Here is an 18,065-nt window from a genome sequence, read left to right as displayed (position 1 = left end):
AATAGAAAGATGAAAATCAATTATTTATATTTTTTAGGTTTAGTGTGTTTTTTCAATTTAAATGCACAGCAATATCCTTATAAAGATCCGTCGCTTAGTTCTAAAAAACGTGCAGAAGATTTAATTTCGAGATTAACGCTCGAAGAAAAAGCAGCATTAATGTGCGATCAAAGTGACGCTGTACCAAGATTGGGAATCAAAAAGTTTAACTGGTGGAGCGAAGCCCTGCACGGTTATGCTAATAATGATAATGTTACTGTTTTTCCAGAACCTATAGGAATGGCAGCTTCATTTGACGACCAATTGGTTTTTCGTGTATTTAATGCCGTTTCTGATGAAGCACGTGCCAAATACAACCAATGGATCAAAAACGGAAATGAAAACAAACGTTTCTTAAGCCTTTCTGTCTGGACGCCCAATGTCAATATTTTTAGAGACCCGCGCTGGGGACGCGGACAGGAAACTTATGGTGAAGATCCGTATCTTACTTCACGAATGGGAGTTTCGGTTGTAAAAGGACTTCAGGGACCAGCAGATGCAAAATATCGCAAACTTTTGGCCTGCGCTAAACATTTCGCTGTTCATTCCGGTCCAGAATGGAGCAGACATGAATTGAATCTGAATAATGTAAATCCGCGGGAATTATACGAAACGTATCTTCCGGCATTTAAAGCATTGGTTCAGGAAGCAGATGTTCGTCAGGTAATGTGTGCGTATCAGCGTTTAGACGACGAACCTTGCTGTAGTAATAAACGGCTTTTGCAGCGTATTCTTCGCGATGAATGGGGATTTCAATATCTGGTAGTTTCAGACTGCGGTGCCGTTACTGATTTTTATACCACTCATAAAGTTTCATCAGATGATATTCACGCCGCATCAAAAGCTGTATTGGCAGGAACTGATGTAGAATGTGTCTGGGATAAATATCCGTTTAAAAAACTACCAGAAGCCGTTGAAAAAGATTTAATAAAAGAGGAAGAAATCAATAAAAGTCTGCTTCGCGTTTTAACCGGGCGTTTTGATTTGGGCGAAATGGATGATGATTCGATCGTGTCCTGGGCACAAATTCCGGCTACGGTGCTTAACAGTAAAGAACATCAGCAGCTAGCCCTCGAAATGGCACAAAAGTCAATGACACTTTTGCAAAATAAAAACAATATTCTACCTCTAAACAAAACCATAAATAAAGTGGCTGTGATTGGACCAAATGCAGATAATGAACCTATGTTATGGGGAAATTATAATGGAACACCCAATAAAACGATTACGATTAAAGAAGGAATCGAAGGAAAACTAACCGAAAATAGAGTTCTTTACGATAAATCTTGTGATTTAGTCGAAGACAAAGTAACGGATACTTATTTTGATCAATTTTCTTTTGAAGGAAAAAAAGGAATGAAAGCTACTTATTGGAACAATCCTAATAGAGAAGGAAATAGTGTGTTTTCTCAGCAAATCTTAAATCCTATAAAAATGACCACAGCAGGCCAGCATGAATTTGCTTCGGGAGTAAAACTGAAAGGATTTTCGGTAAAATATGAAACGGAATTTACAGCTAAAGAAAACGAAACACTTGTTTTTAAAACAGGAGCAACCGGAGCTTTTGAATTATTTGTTGATGGAAAATCGATAGCAAAGTATACCAACTGGCGAACTGTTCCCGGAAAAATTCCTTTTGAAGCAGAAGCCGGAAAAAAATATAAAATTGAAATTCATTTTGCCCAGTCCAACAATTGGCAGGCTAATATTGAATTTGATTTTGGAAAAGAATTCGATATTGATTTTAAAACCTTAATTCAAAAATTAAAAGGAATTGATACTGTCGTTTTCGCAGGCGGACTTTCGACACTGCTTGAAGGAGAAGAAATGCCCGTTTCGTATCCTGGTTTCAAAGGCGGCGATCGTACTAATATTGAACTTCCGGCTGTACAAAGAAAATGTTTAAAAGAATTGAAAGCAGCAGGTAAAAAAGTAATTTTTGTAAACTGTTCAGGATCTGCTATTGCTTTAACGCCCGAAACAGAAAGCTGCGATGCCATTCTGCAGGCTTGGTATCCGGGAGAATCTGGAGGACAGGCGGTTGCTGATGTTCTTTTTGGAGATTATAACCCAGCGGGAAAACTGCCGGTTTCATTTTATAAAAATTCAGACAAGCTGGGTGATTTCGAAGATTATTCGCTTAAAGGCCGTACATATCGTTATACAACCGATGTTTTATTTCCGTTTGGATTTGGTTTGAGTTATTCAAAATTCGATATCGGAACTGCAAACCTGACAAAGAACAGAATAAAATCTAATGAAGATACACAGTTAAATTTTTCAATAAAAAACAGCAGCAAACGTGACGGAACAGAGATTGTTCAGGTGTATGTTCGAAAATTAAATGATACAGATGGCCCTTTAAAAACATTAAAAGCTTTTAAACGAATTGAACTAAAAGCTGGCGAAAAGCAAAATGTAACCATCAGTTTACCCGCTTCTTCATTTGAGTTTTATGATGCCAAAATGAGAGGAATGAATGTCGCTTCCGGAGAATACGAAGTGTATTGTGGTAATAGTTCGGATAATAAAGATTTAAAAACAGTCAAAATATTTATTCAGTAACTTGATCATATTATTTTAAGTTTACTTACAAATAAAAAGAATTGATATGCAGCAAATTAAGGGTTTTAAACATGTTCTATGTTTGTGTCTGTTTAGTTTTTTAAACTTACAAGCACAATCAGTTGTAAAAAGTCCCGACGGAAAACTAAAAGTGTCTCTTTTTTTGTCTGATGGTCAGCCTTTTTACAGCCTTTCTTATAATGAAAAAACATTTTTAGAAAAATCTCCGCTTGGTTTAAAAACTAATGTTGGGGATTTTACAACAGGATTAGTTTTAAAAACAAACGTTGTTCAAAATAAAATTGACGAAAAATACCAGCTGCCCAATATAAAAAACAGTAATGTGCATTATGAAGCTAACGAAGTCATTTTTTCTTTCAGTAAAGAAAATAAAGCAGTTATCGATATCATATTTAGAGTAAGCAATAACAATGCAGCTTTCAAATATAAAATATATCCACAAAGTGAAAGTCGCTCCTGTGTGGTACTGGAAGAAGCTTCAGGATATCATCTGCCGGAAGGCACAACTACATTTCTTTGTCCGCAAAGTAAACCAATGACCGGATTTGCCAGAACTGCTCCAAGTTATGAAACATCTTATACATTAGATGATCAGATGGGGAAAAACGGAATTGGCGAAGGTTATACATTTCCATGTCTTTTTAAAGTAAATGATAAAGGATGGGTTTTGTTATCAGAAACTGGTGTAGACAGCGGGTATTGTGCCAGCAGATTGCTTGGACACGAAAAAGGATTATATAATATTGGTTTTCCAATGGCGGGAGAAAATAACGGAAACGGAACAACAACTCCGGGAATACCACTCATGGGCGAAACACCCTGGAGAACTATTACTGTTGGCGAAACTTTGGCTCCAATTGTAGAAACTACTATTCCATTTGATTTGGTAAAGCCAAAATATGGAGCTTCAAAAGTATATAAATATACCAAAGGTTCATGGAGCTGGATCATGAAAATGGATGATAATACGACTTTTCCGGTACAAAAACAGTATATCGATTTTAGTGCCGCAATGGGATATGAAACCATTTTAGTTGATGCACTTTGGGATACTCAAATAGGAAAAGATAAAATTGCCGGACTGTCCCGATATGGCGGCGAAAAAGGTGTCGGCTTGTATTTATGGTACAATTCAAACGGATATTGGAACGATGCTCCACAGGGACCAAGAGGAATGATGGATAACAGTATCATCCGCCGACGTGAAATGGCATGGCTAAAAAGCATTGATGTAAAAGGCATTAAAGTAGATTTTTTTGGAGGTGACAAACAGGTAACCATGAAACTCTATGAAGATATTTTGAGTGATGCGAATGATTTTGGGCTAATGGTTATTTTTCACGGATGTACTCTGCCAAGAGGATGGGAGCGTATGTATCCTAATTATGCCTCAAGTGAAGCTGTTTTCGCTAGCGAAAATCTGCATTTTGGACAGTCAAGCTGCGACAATGAAGCTATGAATGCTGCGATACATCCCTTTATTAGAAATACGGCAGGAAGCATGGATTTTGGTGGAAGCGCCTTAAACAAATTTTACAATAGCGAAAATACTCCTAACAAAGGTTCAAAAAGAATGACTTCGGATGTATTTGCATTGGCAGCAGCTGTACTTTTTCAGAGCGGTGTACAGCATTTTGCATTGGCACCAAATAACTTGAAAGATGCTCCAGACTGGGCAATGAATTTTATGAAAGAAGTTCCCACAACCTGGGATGAAGTTCGTTTTTTAGATGGCTATCCCGGAAAATACGTAATCCTTGCCCGCCGAAAAGAAACCAAATGGTATATCGCCGGAATAAATGCCCAAAAAGAAACATTGAGTTTAAAATTGAAACTTCCAATGCTAGCTTCTAATTCAGTATTGACCAGTTATTTTGATGATGAAAAATTAAACGGAAAAGTAAAAACAATCAGACTTAAAAATAATCAGGAAGCTGAAATTAAAATTCCTTTTAATGGAGGAATACTGCTCGTAAATGAATAAAAATAATGCGAATTTTTTCAAAATCATCTGAAAAGAGATAAATATTGAAATTGGCTTAAGCTTAAAGTTCCAAAATTGTGATTAATTAAACAATAAACATTGAATTTTAATTTAACACTTATTTTATAATGTCCCCAAAGAAATGTTTTGCCATTTTGTTTTTTATCATAAACAGCTTGTTTTCTCAAAATGCATTTGAGAATTATCGATTTCGTCTGGTAGATAGTGAAACTTCAAAAAGCGGTATTTATACTATTGCACAGGATCAGTTTGGCGTTATGTGGATGGGAACAAATGGTGCAGGTTTATATAAATATGACGGAATAAATTATGTGGGTTACGAGCAGGATTCAAAACGCGGTAATTCTATAAACAGTAATTTAATTTATACGGTTTATGTAGATAAACAAAACCGCTTGTGGGCTGGTACAGATGAAGGATTGTGTTTGTATAATCGAAATTTGGATACTTTTGAAAATATAGACCTTCGAAAACCAAGCCAAAAAGAAACTGTAATTTCTGTAAGAAGTATTATTGAAGACAATAATGGCAATCTTTTTTTAGGGACGTTTAATAATGGTCTGCTAAAACTAAATGTGAAATCACGGAAAATTACAAGCCTAAAATTAGACACGCCCAATGCAGTAAATTATTTGATACATTCTTTGGTAAAAGATAAAAAAGGAACTATTTATTTAGGAACGAATTCTGGTTTAAAAGTAGTTGATCCCATAAGAAATGAGGTAAAAAAAGTAAAAATTGCCAGGAATAATGAATTACTATCCGGTACTATTATCTCTATGTTTTTTGACAGTAAACAAAACTTATGGATTGGTAACGGATACAAAGGTTTGGTTAAGGCCGATTTATATTCTAAAGAGAAACAGGCTTTTACTTATCCTATTACCAGAAAAAGAATTATGTCAATTCTGGGTGTAGATGACGAAACTATTCTTTGTGCCACTGAAAATGATGGATTAATCATTGTAAACAGTCAGGGTGTTGTTCAAAAAAAATACGAAAACAGTAAATTTAATAATCGCAGTTTAGGTTCTAATTCTGTCTGGTCGTTATACATGGACAAAGAAAAAAGAATCTGGCTGGGATATTATAATAAAGGTTTAGGAGTTTTTGACAGAATAAACACTAAGGTTAAAGGTATTGAAAGTTTAGCCGGAAATCCGCAGTCATTGCAAACCAATTGCGTTACCGGAATTGCCAAAGATCATGAAGGCCAGTTGTGGATTTCTATGGAAGGCGGCGGTGTTGATGTTTATAATCCTGAAACCAAAAACTTTAAACATATTACCAAATCAGATACTCAATTTTATTCAGGATTAACCAATAATAATATTACTAAAGTTTTTGTAGATAAAAAACAAAATGTCTGGCTGGCAAGCTGGAATGAGGGAATCTTTTTTTTGAAAAAAGGAAGCAGGAACTTTATTAATTACAACACAAAAAATACTCCTGATTTGGCCTCAGATAATATTATGAGTATTACCGAAGATTCAAGAGGTGTCATATGGATTGGAACTTTTGCAAAAGGACTGCACTATTATAATCCGTCAGACGGTCGTTTTCATCATTGCGATACAAAACCATTTTACGCCAACGGAATGGTAAATTTAGACATTAGAAAAGTAATGGTCGATTCTGATGATGCTGTTTGGGTGGGTTCTACAACAGGTTTGTATAAAGTCAGCACTAAGGATTTTGTTACTTTTTCCGTGACTTCTTTACGCAATAAAATGTCAGAAAAGCTCAAAAATCATAAAAGCATACACACGATTAATACTTTGTATCAGGCGAAAAATAAAGAAATATGGATTGGTACAGACGGAGCAGGATTATTCAGCTATAATAAAAAAATGGACAATCTAAAATGGTACATAAATTTTAACGGACTTAAAGAAAAATCAATTTCCTCTATTGTTGAATCAAACGACGGAGATATTTGGATAAGCGGAAAAAAAGGAATCAGCAGACTGGATTTAAAAAGCAAAACGGCAGTTAATTATTCTACATACGACGGTTTGCTGGGAAATGATTTTAATAACAATTCCGTATTAAAAGACGAGAAAGGAATCCTGTATTTTGGAGGTTACGAAGGCTTAAACTATTTTAATCCTTCGAGTCTGGAAAAAAGTAAAAAACAGCTTCCTATTTATTTTACCGATCTGAAACTCTTCAATAAATCAGTCGGGCCGCTCGAAAAAAATTCACCATTAATAAAAGTAATATCCGAAACAAAAAAGATCATACTCAAACATGATCAGTCTGTATTTACAATTGATTTTATTGGAATAAATTATTCTTTTCCGGCAAGAAATGAATTTGCTTATTATCTGGAAGGTTTTGAAGATTCGTGGAATTATGTGGGTAGTAAGCGATCTGCAACGTATACCAACTTAGCTCCTGGAAAGTACACTTTTAAAGTCAAAGTATCTGAAAAAAATGGGGTCTGGAGCCAGAAACCATTAGAATTAAAAATTGAAATTTTACCGCCCTGGTGGAAAACATCATTTGCATATCTCTTCTATTCACTCTTAGTACTGGCGGCAATTTATTTTGGAAATCAATATTATCAAAATAGGTTCAAACAAAAACAATTAATACAATTTGAACAGAAAAAAGCAATTCAGATCGAAAAATTAAATGATAAAAAATTACAGTTTTTCACCAATATTTCGCATGAGTTTAGAACGCCGCTTACTTTAATTTTAAATCCATTAGCTGATATACTCAAGAACAATACTATGGAATTATCAGGCGGCGTTTTGAGTAAACTGCAGACTATTCAAAAAAGTTCAGATAGACTTTCCAGATTAATCAATGAGCTGATGGATTTTAATCAGCTTCAGTTTAATAAAATGCCGTTGAAAGTACAGCAGGTAGAAGTCGTAAATTTTACCAAAGAAATCGTAAGTTATTTTGATGAAGAAGCTTTGAGCCGCAGAATTCAGCTTGATTTTGAATCGGATAGAAAGTCATTAAAAGACTGGGTAGATCCTAAAATGTTTGAGAAAATTATTTTTAATGTAATTTCAAATGCTTTTAAGGTAACTCCGGATAACGGAAAAATAACAGTAAAATTAATAGTAAATGATGAGCTGGTTTATTTTCCATCATTAAGTCCGGCTTATACACATTCTTCTTTTTCAGTTATCATTCAGGACACCGGGGCAGGATTAGATAAAAAAGATATTAAGCGAATTTTTGACCGTTTCTATCAGGTAAATAATTTGAATAAAGCCTATTACGGAAGTACAGGAATAGGGTTGGAAGTAGTGCGCGGCTTTGTCGAACTGCACAAAGGAATCATCGAAGTCGAAAGTGTATTAGGAGCGGGAACTACTTTTAAATTGATATTTCCTATTGGAAAAGAGTTTTTTAATGAAAATGAAATACTGCAGGAAGATTTTAAAAAAGACAAAAAAATAAGCTTTACACCTGTTATTGAAAAAGAAACTATTGAAATGGCAGATGATACTGAAAAACAAGATCGGGTTTATACTATTTTAATTGTTGAAGATAACACCGAACTTAGAAATTATCTTAAAAATGAACTCAAAAAAGACTATAAAGTCATAACAGCAGAAAATGGCCAGATTGGTTTAGAAGCTGCTTTGCAGAAACTGCCTGATTTAATTTTAACCGATGTGATTATGCCGGTTATGAACGGTTTAGAATTATGCAAAAACATTAAAGCAGATTTAAAAACTAGTCATATTCCGTTAATGATGCTGTCTGCAAAAGCATTGGTCAAAGATAAATTAGAAGGAATTGATTCTGGCGCCGATATGTATTTAAGTAAACCATTTGATATGGATATTTTGAGATCCAGTTTAGTACAATTGCTAAAAAGCAGGCAGATTATATTTAATAAATTCTATAACGGCATTACGCCAAAAGCAAAAGAAAAAACTACGACACTTGATAATGATTTTATAAAAAATGTCCTGACTTACATCAATGAAAATATCAACGAATATGAATTGAGTGTTGAAGTTCTGGCATCGAAAGTTTTTTTAAGCAGAAGTCAGCTGTATCGAAAAATTAAAACGTTGACTGGCGTTTCTGTAAATGAATTTATACGAAATGTGCGTTTAGAAAAAGCAAGGGAATTAATAGAGCTGGGCAATGACAATATAACCGAAATCAGCATCAAAGTGGGTTTTAGTTCTCCATCTTATTTTACAAAATGTTATAAAGAAAAATACGGACATCTTCCCACACAAAACAAATAATTATTCATTTTTAGATATTTCTAAAAGACGGTTTACACCGTCTTTTTTTGTTTTGATAATTAAAGCTTATTACAGGCATCATCAATACCTTATTTATTAAAAAATAAAACAATTAACATTAAAATTATTTTTTAGATAATTATCAAATAATTGGAAATAACGTCTTTTTTTATTTCATGCTAAAAAAAAGATTGTCATTATTATTAAAATCTTATTTCAGTTTTTTTTCAAAAATCACTTCAAAACCCTTAAATAGCCGATTTCTGTAGTTTTCATGCTACAAAATTGATAGTTTTTGCATCATTTTTAATAGATAAAATATAGGTGAACCTTATATTTTTGGATTATTACAAAACTAAAAAACCATGAAAATAAGTATTAACAATTTTAAAAATTACGCTATGAAATGAAACCGAAATTTTTATTGAATCCTTTTTTAAATCGAAATTAAAGAGGTATAAAAAACCGCTTTTTAAATTTTAAAACAAGAGTTGCAATAATGAAAAACTTTACAACCAAACAGCTATTTAAACTAATCAAAAACCAATTGAAATGATGTTAAAATTAAAATTTGCAATAATCACATTGCTGATAATCAGCAGTCATAATATGATGGCACAGTCAAAGACCATTCAGGGGGTTGTTACAGATCCCTCGGGATTTCCTCTGCCGGGAGCCAGTATTAATGTAGAAGGTTCAAAAAACAGCGCTTCTACAGATTTTGACGGAAAGTATACCTTAAAAGATGTTAGCCCTACAGATAAAATTACATTTTCATTTGTGGGCCTTATATCACAAACTATTACAGTAGGCACCAGAAATACTATTGATGTTACATTAGCATTATCCACACAAAACTTAAATGAAGTTATAGTAGGTTACGGAACTCAAAAGAGAGCTAAAGTAACCGGAGCAATTTCTACAGTAGGTTCAAAAGATATTGCTGCTGTGCCTATTACAAATGCAGAATCGGCCTTGCAGGGTAGAGCAGCTGGTGTTACTGTTGTAAACGGCGCTCCGGGTTCTAATCCTACCGTTACCATTCGTGGTCTGGCTACAATGGGAAACAGTGCGCCTTTGTATGTAATTGATGGTGTTTTGGCTGGAAACTTATCCGGACTAAGCCCAAATGATATCGAATCGATGTCTGTTTTAAAAGATGCTTCAACAACCGCTTTATATGGTTCAAAAGCTTTCAACGGAGTTATTATGGTAACTACGAAAAAAGGTAAAAAAGGACCGGGTCAGCTTACTTTTAGTACATATGCCGGTTTTCAGACTATTACAAAGAGATATGACGTTTTAAATACACAGCAATATCTGCAGTATGCTAAAGATTTAGGAAGTGATCTTACAGCAAGGGCTGCAGAATTTGGAAATATAAACACCAACTGGCAGGATCAAATTTTTCAGAGCGGTGTAATGCAGGATTATAATTTAAGTTTTTCTAATGGTACAGAAAGTTCTACAGCCCGTTATTCTGCAGAATATTTAAAACAAGAAGGAGCCGTTATCAATACAGGTTTTGAGCGTTATTCTTTTAGAGCTAATAATACTCAGGATATTGGCAGACTTAAAATAGGAAGCAACATCGGACTATCTTTTAATACCATCAATCCGGAACGCAGCTCTGGAGGAAGAACACTACTTGAGCATGCAATTAAAATGGCACCTTACTTACCGGTTTACAATGAAAACAGTATTGGAGGTTATCAGGGACCAAGTGCAATTGATGGAAACGATGCAGAAAACCCTGTTCGTGTTGCCAATTTGGGATATCAAAAAATTAATAATTTATCTATAATAGGAAATATCTACGCAGAATTGGAGATTTTAAAAGGACTGAAATTTAAATCACAGGTTTCATTAGATTATTACACAGGTAAAGATCACACATTTGTACCGAGTTATAGTGATGGTTCTTATCACAGACAGGCATTTTCTACAACAAGTGAAACTAACTCTCAGGGACAGACTATTGTGTATGATAACAGTTTGACGTATAAAACTACTTTTGCTTCAAAACATAATTTAGAAGTTTTGGGAGTTATCACAAAAATCGATTCTAAGTCACAAAATGTGGTAGCCGGAAGCCGTTATTATATTTCAGATGAAATTGATCAGCTGCGATACAATGAAGGAAATTTAAGTTCTGCAAATTATGTAGAGAAGAACCTTGGATATATTGCCCGTATCAATTATGATTATGAAGATAAATACCTTCTGGCACTTTCAGGAAGACGTGATGCTTCTTCTCGTTTTGGTGCCAATAACCGCTGGGGTAATTTTTATTCAGTAGCTGTAGGATGGAATATTGCCAAAGAAGCTTTTATGACAAATTCTGTTTTTAGTACATTAAAACTTAGAGCAAGTACAGGAACAACAGGAAACGACAGAATTGATAATTATCAATACAGTGCCACGCTGCTTGCAGATTACAATTACCCAATTGCAGGAGGCAATGCCCCGGGAGTTTCTCTTGGAGTTGCTGCAAATCCTGATTTGAAATGGGAATCTAAAACGGACAGGAACATAGGTATAGATTTTGGTTTATTTGACGAGAAATTTACCGGATCGTTTGAATATTTTAATAATAAAAGCAGTGACATTCTTTTTGCCGTTCCGTTATCTGCTTCAGTAGGATCTGCAGGAGGAGGAACTCAGATTCAAAACGTAGCCGATGTAAAAGTATCAGGATATGAAGTAACATTAGGATACAATGACAGAAAAGGAGATTTTACATGGTCTGCCGTAGCCAATTTAGGAACAAGCAAAAATGAAGTAACAGGCTTAGCACCGGGAGTAACCAGCGTATTAGGTGGCCCAACGGCAAGAGCAGGTTTAGAGAACTTTTCAAGACTTGAAGTAGGACAGCCATTATTCTATTTTTATGGTTATCAAACCAACGGAATTTACCAAAATCAGGCAGAAGTAGATGCCGTTTTTGGGCCAGGTCAAACGAACATCAAACCAGGTGATATCAAAATTGTAGATCGTGACGGAAACAAAATAATCAACTCTAATGATAAAACAAATATTGGTAATCCATATCCGGATTTTACGTATGGTTTAAATCTTACCGCAGCTTATAAAAAGTTTGATTTTAACTGTTTTATTACAGGAGTTCAGGGAAATGATATTTATAACGCAAATAAATTTGATTTAACAGGAATGAATCGTTTGTTTAATGCCAGTACAGAAGTATTAGACAGGGCAATTGTAGTAAACGGAGTTGTAACGAATCCTTCGGCTACACTGCCAAGAGCACAGGGAGCAGACATTAACTGGTCATCAGCTAATCAGCGCTATATTGAAGATGGTTCTTATACCAGATTAAAAAATATCACTTTAGGATATACCTTATCAGGAGAAACATTTGACAGCCATTTTTCAAACATAAGATTCTATTTAAGTGGTCAAAACCTTATTACAATTACAAATTATTCGGGGTTAGATCCTGAAATAGCACGTGCAGATGCTAATGCAAACTCTGCAGGTATCGACTTAGGAAGGTATCCACAGCCTAAATCCGTAATTTTTGGAATTGATGTTAAATTTTAATACATAATGTGATGAAAAAAATAAAATATATAGTTGCTGCATTGCTGGGTGTTTTCACAATGAATTCATGCGACACGTCTGAATTAGAATTAAAAAACCCAAATACACTGTCGCCAGACACTTTCTTTAAAACCGCAGCACAGGTAGAATCATCTGTAAATGCAGCTTATGCTAATTTACAAACCAGAGGACTTTATGCCAGAAACCTTGCTTTTGCAATGGATTTAATGGGGCAGGATGCAGCAGGAAATCCACAGTTAGAAGGAAATAAAAAACCTTTTCAGGATTTTTCTTTTAATGCCGGAAATGATATTATCCAGTACTATTGGGAATCTTGTTTTTTAGGAATATCCAGAGCCAATTTTGTATTAGATAATGCTGATAAGATTAATGCTTTGTCAAATTCAGTTTTATCGCAGGAAAAAAAGAATAAATTTTTAGGAGAAGCCCATTTTTTAAGAGGCTATTATTATTTCTTATTAGTAAATCGTTTTGGAGATGTTCCAATTTATAAAACCGGAACGATAGTAGGTGCGGCAAGAAGCCCTAAAGCAGAAGTTTACAATCTTATTAGAGAAGATTTTGAATTTGCTTCTCAGAACCTGCTTTCAAAAAGTGCAGAACAAGTAGGAAGAGCAACTAAAGAAGCTGCTTATGCTTATTTAGGTAAAGTATTATTATACGAAAAGAAATACGATCAGGCCTTAGCTGCATTGAACAATGTTACAGGAGCCAGCCTTGAGGATAAAGGCAATTTTTACAACAATTTCATGGAAGAAACGGAGCATGGCAAGGAATCTATTTTTGAAATTGAATTTAATGAAAATAACGGAACCGGTAATAAATGGGACGATGCAGGAAACAGCGGCGGAACTGGTTTTGCAGAATCAACTTTGAGAGGACAGGAATATGGTAATTTAAGCTGGTACAATGTATATCCGCCAGATGCACTTTTAAATTCGTATGAGCCGGGAGATTTACGTTTTGGAGATACTTTTTATGTGCCGGGTTCTAAATATTTAAACGGAACACGTACTATGACAGCGCAAAACTTTAATACCTCTGCGGGTCTTAGAAATGCCGGATGGAAAAAGTACCAAAACTATTATAAAAAAGACGATGAGGCTACGCAATCCAGTATTAACTTCAAAGTAATGCGTTATGCAGATGTACTATTAATGAAAGCAGAATGTGAAAACCAAAGAGATGGAGGTTCACAAACAGCAGCCATTGCTTATATTAAAGAAGTTAGAGACCGTGCAGGATTAACAACTACAATCGCACCTACAAAAGATGCTGTATTTGCAGCAATTGTACATGAAAGAAAAGTAGAATTTGCAGGAGAGCAAAGCCGTTTTGATGATATTATAAGATGGGGAATTGCAAGCACAGAATTAGCAGGAACTGGTTTTCAGGCTGGTAAAAGTGAATTATGGCCAATTCCAAACAGAGAAACATCTTCTAATCCAAATATAAAACCAAGCGATAATAATCCTGGATATTAAAAGATTAAACTATTTTAGTTTGAGTTAAGTAAGTTAGTTAGTAGTGATAAACAGTGCATTTTTAATGCGCTGTTTATTTTTTTTAGGTTGAACTGAGGATATTTTAACGCAAGTTCGCAAGGCTTTTTTTATCGTGTGCAACTATTAGATTTAAAAGTTTGCAAGGCTTTTTTTATCGTGTGAAACTATTAGATTTAAAAAGTTCGCAAAGCTTTGCGTTGATCCAGCTTTGCGAACTTTATATTTTTATAAAAACCTTATATCCAGAAAAAACTTTGTGTGCTTTGCGTTGAATAAATAGTTTCAGGTTGAACTGAGGATATTTTAACGCAAAGTTCACAAGGCTTTTTTTTCGTGTGTAATTATTAGATTTAAAAGTTCGCAAAGCTTTGTATTGATCCAGCTTTGCGAACTTTATATTTTTATAAAAACCTTATAGCAGAAAAATCTTTGTGTGCTTTGCGTTAAATAAAAAAGTTTCAGGTTTCAAAACCTACAATCCATAATCTACAATCTGCAATCTGCAATCTAAAATCTAAAATCCATTTCTTCTTTCTTTCAAATCTGTTTCAATTTGAATTTCCATTTTTTTATCTATTACATAAAAGCATAATAAAACGGCACTTATAATAAATATAAAGCCAGGATAAATACTTATTGAAAGTTTAATTCCCTCAACGGCCGCCGGAACCTGATTTACTTCTTCTGCTACATAACCATATTTAGATAAAAAAGCGGCGCCTAATGAACTGCCTATACTAATTCCAATTTTTAATCCAAAAATCATCGCCGAAAAAATGATAGCAGTTGCTCTTCTATGGTTTTTCCATTCGCTGTAATCAGCAACATCGGCAATCATAGTCCATAATAGCGGGATTGTTACGCCATAAATAAATCCATGCAGTAACTGAGTCAAAAAAACAATTGCAATAGCTGATCTGCTGTAAAAATTAAACGCCAGAAGGCTGAGAGCAGACAGAAAAATAAAAATGATATACACATTTCTTTTGCCAAAAGAATCAGCAAGAGGTTTTGAAAACATGATTCCAAATATCATAAAAATAATCCCTCCGCCATTAAAAAGACTAAAAGCTGAGGTTGGAGCATCTTCGGGCCATTGAAAATCCACAAGTCCCATTGCAGTTAAGGAATGATTTACTCTTTCGATAAAAGCTGTGAAACCAATATCGTTGAGAAAAACTGTCTGAGCAGCCGGATCTAAGTAATATTTAAAGTAAAAAACATACATGCCGCCCTTTAAAGACAAAGTTATAAATACCAAAATGGTAACCAGTAACATAACCAGCCATGGACCATTTTTACACAAATCAAAAAAATCATGTTTAATAGAAGATTCCTGATTTTTTGAAGGAATGATTCTTTCTTTGGTAGTAAAAAAAGTAACCAAAAAACAAATTACCCCAATTAAAGCAAATAGCATCATGGTATTTTTAAAACCTACTGTTTTATCACCGTTTCCTAAAATTAAAACAAACGGAAGCAAAAGCGACTGAACTATAAATTGAGCAATCATTACTGCTACAAAGCGATAGGAGGATAGACTGTTTCGTTCCTTCATATCACCAGTTAAAACCCCGCTTAAAGCAACATAAGGTAAATTATTTGCCGAGTAAATAATTACCAGGAAAAAATACGTGAGAAGTGTATAAATAATCTTGCCTGACATTCCAAAATCAGGAGTTAAAAAAGTAAGTACAGCAGCAATTCCAAAAGGCAGGGCAGTCCATAATATCCAAGGTCTGAATTTTCCATATTTTGTCTGGGTGCGATCTGCAATAATTCCCATAATAATATTAAAAAAAGCACCAATAAAACCTCCTGTAAAGATAATTATGCTTGCAGTTCCGGCAGGAATCTTATAAACATCGGTATAAAAGAAAGCCAAAAAAGTCAGCAGAGTCTGAAAAATCAAATTCGCTGCAAAATCACCTAAACCATAACCTGTTTTTTCTAGTATAGAAAGCTTTTGCGATGTATTATTCATAAATATAAACTAATTGGTTCTGTGGGGTTTACTTTCGATTAATTACAAATATTTTGAGGCGTATTTGATTTAAAAACAAAACCTCATTTTCATTCAGTTAAAGAAGAATGCTTACTGTAAAAATAATCTGAAATTTGAAATTATTGTATCATTTTTGAAGCCTATACTAACATATTTGAAGCATGATTTTGTTTCTATAAATCTATTAAATATAAGTAACCAGTTTTAAGTTTCTGTTTTAATATGAAGAATGCATTTTTTTTATTAATTCTGATTTTATGGTCTGAAATTGTTTTGCAACCGGTTGTGTATTGATTATTTTTATGTATATTTATTTGTAGAAAAAAGAAAAAAAATAACAAACTATGAATGCATATCAAACTTTTAAAAATGAATATAGGATGAGAATCCAACTTTATCTTATCATTTTTGCCTTAATTATTCCTGCTTTTATCATTAGTCAAAATAAGAAGAAATCAGAGCTTAAAAGACCTCACTACAGAAATCTTTTTAAGGAAGCAGGTTATAGTCAGACAGAAATAGATAAAAAATTAACCAAAGCCTATTATGATATTTTTGAAGGTCCAAATAAAGTATATTTTACAGAAGGAGACTCTTTAGGATATGTTTCGGATATTAAAAACAAGGATGCGCGTACCGAAGGAATGTCATACGGAATGATGGTTGCTGTACAGCTCGATAAAAAAGAAGTTTTTGATCGTCTCTGGCGATGGTCGCTAAAATATATGCAGCATCAGGATGGACCAAGAGAAGCCTATTTTGCCTGGAGCGTCGATCCGCAGACTAAAAAACAAAACTCACCGGGTTCTGCTTCAGACGGAGAATTGTATTATATAACCAGTCTTCTTTTTGCTTCAAACAGATGGGGCAATACTACCGGAATAAATTACTACAAAGAAGCCAGAAGAATATTAGATGCGATGTGGAAAAAAGATGGAACGGGAAATATCTTCAACATTATAAATACTAATCACAAACAAATTTCTTTCGTACCTGAAGGCGGCGGTTATAACTGGACAGATCCTTCATATCACGTGCCTGCGTTTTACGAAATATGGGCGTTATATGCTAAAGATGGCCATGAGCAGTTTTACAAAGAATGTGCTGATGTTTCACGAAATTTTTTGCATAAAGCTTGTCATCCTGTAACGGGTTTAAATTCGGATTATACGGAGTTTTCGGGAGAACCACATCCAACACCATGGATGCCTCCCGGATTTCGTTATGATTCCTGGCGTGTTCCCATGAATATTGCAATGGATTATACATGGTATGGGAAAGATAAAAAGTGGCAGGAAGATTATGCTTCGAGATTTCAAAATTTCCTGAGATCCAAAGGCATAGATACTTATCTTGATCAATATAATCTCGACGGCTCAACTCCTGAATTTATTCTACAGGCTGGTCCGGTTAAAAAACTCAGACATTCAATTGGGTTAGTGGCGACAGCCGCTACTGCATCTTTAGTAAATAAAGATAAAGCGAGTATAGATTTTGTTCATGCCATTTGGAATGCCAGACTCGAACCTTATGAAGATGGTTATTTTGATCCGTATTATGATGGACTAATGTATCTTTTTAGTCTAATGCATCTTAGTGGAAAATATCAGATTATTGAGCCTGAGGTAAAATAATTTTAAGACTAAAAATTATAAACTCTCTTTTTTAATCTATATAAAACATCGTTTAAAAATCCAAACAAAGAACATAACACAAAATAAAATATTGATTATCAATGTTTTATTTTGTGTTATGTTCTTATTTACCTTTTGAGTTTTTTCTGTAACTTTGGGATTTTTCATACACGATAGGTGCCGATTTAGATATTTTTCTGCGTTTTTTAGAATTTCAAATTTGAAAACGAAATAATATTTATTTCTTACTTTTCATATCTATAAAAATTTATCAAACATTATTTAATCTATAAAAAAGTATAAATATCTAATTTCATTTTAAACAAGTTTTATATTCTCCTGCATCAAAATTAACTCAGCTTTTTGTAATAAATTAACAGACAAAACAAATCTATTTAATTGTATAGTATTAATATTTAGTCTTTTAAAATTTTACGGAAAGAAAATTAATACCCCTTTTTTTTATTTTGTTTTTAAATT

Annotated in this window: 7 protein-coding genes; 6 read left to right on the top strand and 1 reads right to left on the bottom strand. The window is 34.0% G+C overall.

Translation table 11 applies throughout. From position 1 onward, the window contains the following. The first annotated feature begins 9 nt into the window (after positions 1 to 9). From xyl3A to ABDW27_RS01475, 5 genes are all read left to right on the top strand, one after another. Positions 10 to 2,604, top strand: coding sequence for a xylan 1,4-beta-xylosidase (gene xyl3A, locus ABDW27_RS01495; protein WP_343694284.1), 2,595 nt, complete (start codon positions 10 to 12; stop codon positions 2,602 to 2,604). A gap of 46 nt (positions 2,605 to 2,650) precedes the next feature. Continuing rightward, a complete protein-coding gene (locus ABDW27_RS01490) occupies positions 2,651 to 4,609 on the top strand; it encodes a glycoside hydrolase family 97 catalytic domain-containing protein (protein WP_343694283.1) in 1,959 nt (652 codons plus the stop codon). 128 nt (positions 4,610 to 4,737) lie between these two features. After that, the gene (locus ABDW27_RS01485) at positions 4,738 to 8,859 is read left to right on the top strand and encodes a two-component regulator propeller domain-containing protein (protein WP_343694282.1); all 4,122 of its coding nucleotides are present in this window, start codon (positions 4,738 to 4,740) and stop codon (positions 8,857 to 8,859) included. 552 nt (positions 8,860 to 9,411) lie between these two features. Further along, positions 9,412 to 12,420, top strand: coding sequence for a TonB-dependent receptor (locus tag ABDW27_RS01480; RefSeq protein WP_343694281.1), 3,009 nt, complete (start codon positions 9,412 to 9,414; stop codon positions 12,418 to 12,420). Between the two features lie 11 nt (positions 12,421 to 12,431). Beyond that, positions 12,432 to 13,925 carry a RagB/SusD family nutrient uptake outer membrane protein gene (locus tag ABDW27_RS01475; protein WP_343694280.1) on the top strand — a complete coding sequence of 498 codons (1,494 nt, stop codon included), beginning with the start codon at positions 12,432 to 12,434 and terminating at the stop codon, positions 13,923 to 13,925. A gap of 535 nt (positions 13,926 to 14,460) precedes the next feature. Here the strand turns inward: ABDW27_RS01475 and ABDW27_RS01470 are convergent. Continuing rightward, complete coding sequence (locus ABDW27_RS01470) at positions 14,461 to 15,930, bottom strand: MFS transporter (RefSeq protein ID WP_343694279.1); 1,470 nt, start codon at positions 15,928 to 15,930, stop codon at positions 14,461 to 14,463. Positions 15,931 to 16,331: 401 nt separating this feature from the next. Here ABDW27_RS01470 and ABDW27_RS01465 point away from each other — a divergent pair, with 401 nt between their 5' ends. After that, the gene (locus tag ABDW27_RS01465; RefSeq protein WP_343694278.1) at positions 16,332 to 17,585 is read left to right on the top strand and encodes a glycosyl hydrolase family 8; all 1,254 of its coding nucleotides are present in this window, start codon (positions 16,332 to 16,334) and stop codon (positions 17,583 to 17,585) included. The last annotated feature ends 480 nt before the right edge of the window (positions 17,586 to 18,065 follow it).

The organism is Flavobacterium sp. (assembly GCF_039595935.1).
Lineage (GTDB): Bacteria > Bacteroidota > Bacteroidia > Flavobacteriales > Flavobacteriaceae > Flavobacterium.
Note: the sequence above shows the minus strand (reverse complement) of the source record. Positions and strands in the feature narration are given on the sequence as shown.

Excerpts from the sequence above, each read along its gene's own strand:
- xyl3A (WP_343694284.1), top strand. The coding sequence starts at position 10 with ATGAAAATCAATTATTTATATTTTTTAGGTTTAGTGTGTTTTTTCAAT.
- ABDW27_RS01490 (WP_343694283.1), top strand. The coding sequence starts at position 2,651 with ATGCAGCAAATTAAGGGTTTTAAACATGTTCTATGTTTGTGTCTGTTT.
- ABDW27_RS01485 (WP_343694282.1), top strand. The coding sequence starts at position 4,738 with ATGTCCCCAAAGAAATGTTTTGCCATTTTGTTTTTTATCATAAACAGC.
- ABDW27_RS01480 (WP_343694281.1), top strand. The coding sequence starts at position 9,412 with ATGATGTTAAAATTAAAATTTGCAATAATCACATTGCTGATAATCAGC.
- ABDW27_RS01475 (WP_343694280.1), top strand. The coding sequence starts at position 12,432 with ATGAAAAAAATAAAATATATAGTTGCTGCATTGCTGGGTGTTTTCACA.
- ABDW27_RS01470 (WP_343694279.1), bottom strand. The coding sequence starts at position 15,930 with ATGAATAATACATCGCAAAAGCTTTCTATACTAGAAAAAACAGGTTAT.
- ABDW27_RS01465 (WP_343694278.1), top strand. The coding sequence starts at position 16,332 with ATGAGAATCCAACTTTATCTTATCATTTTTGCCTTAATTATTCCTGCT.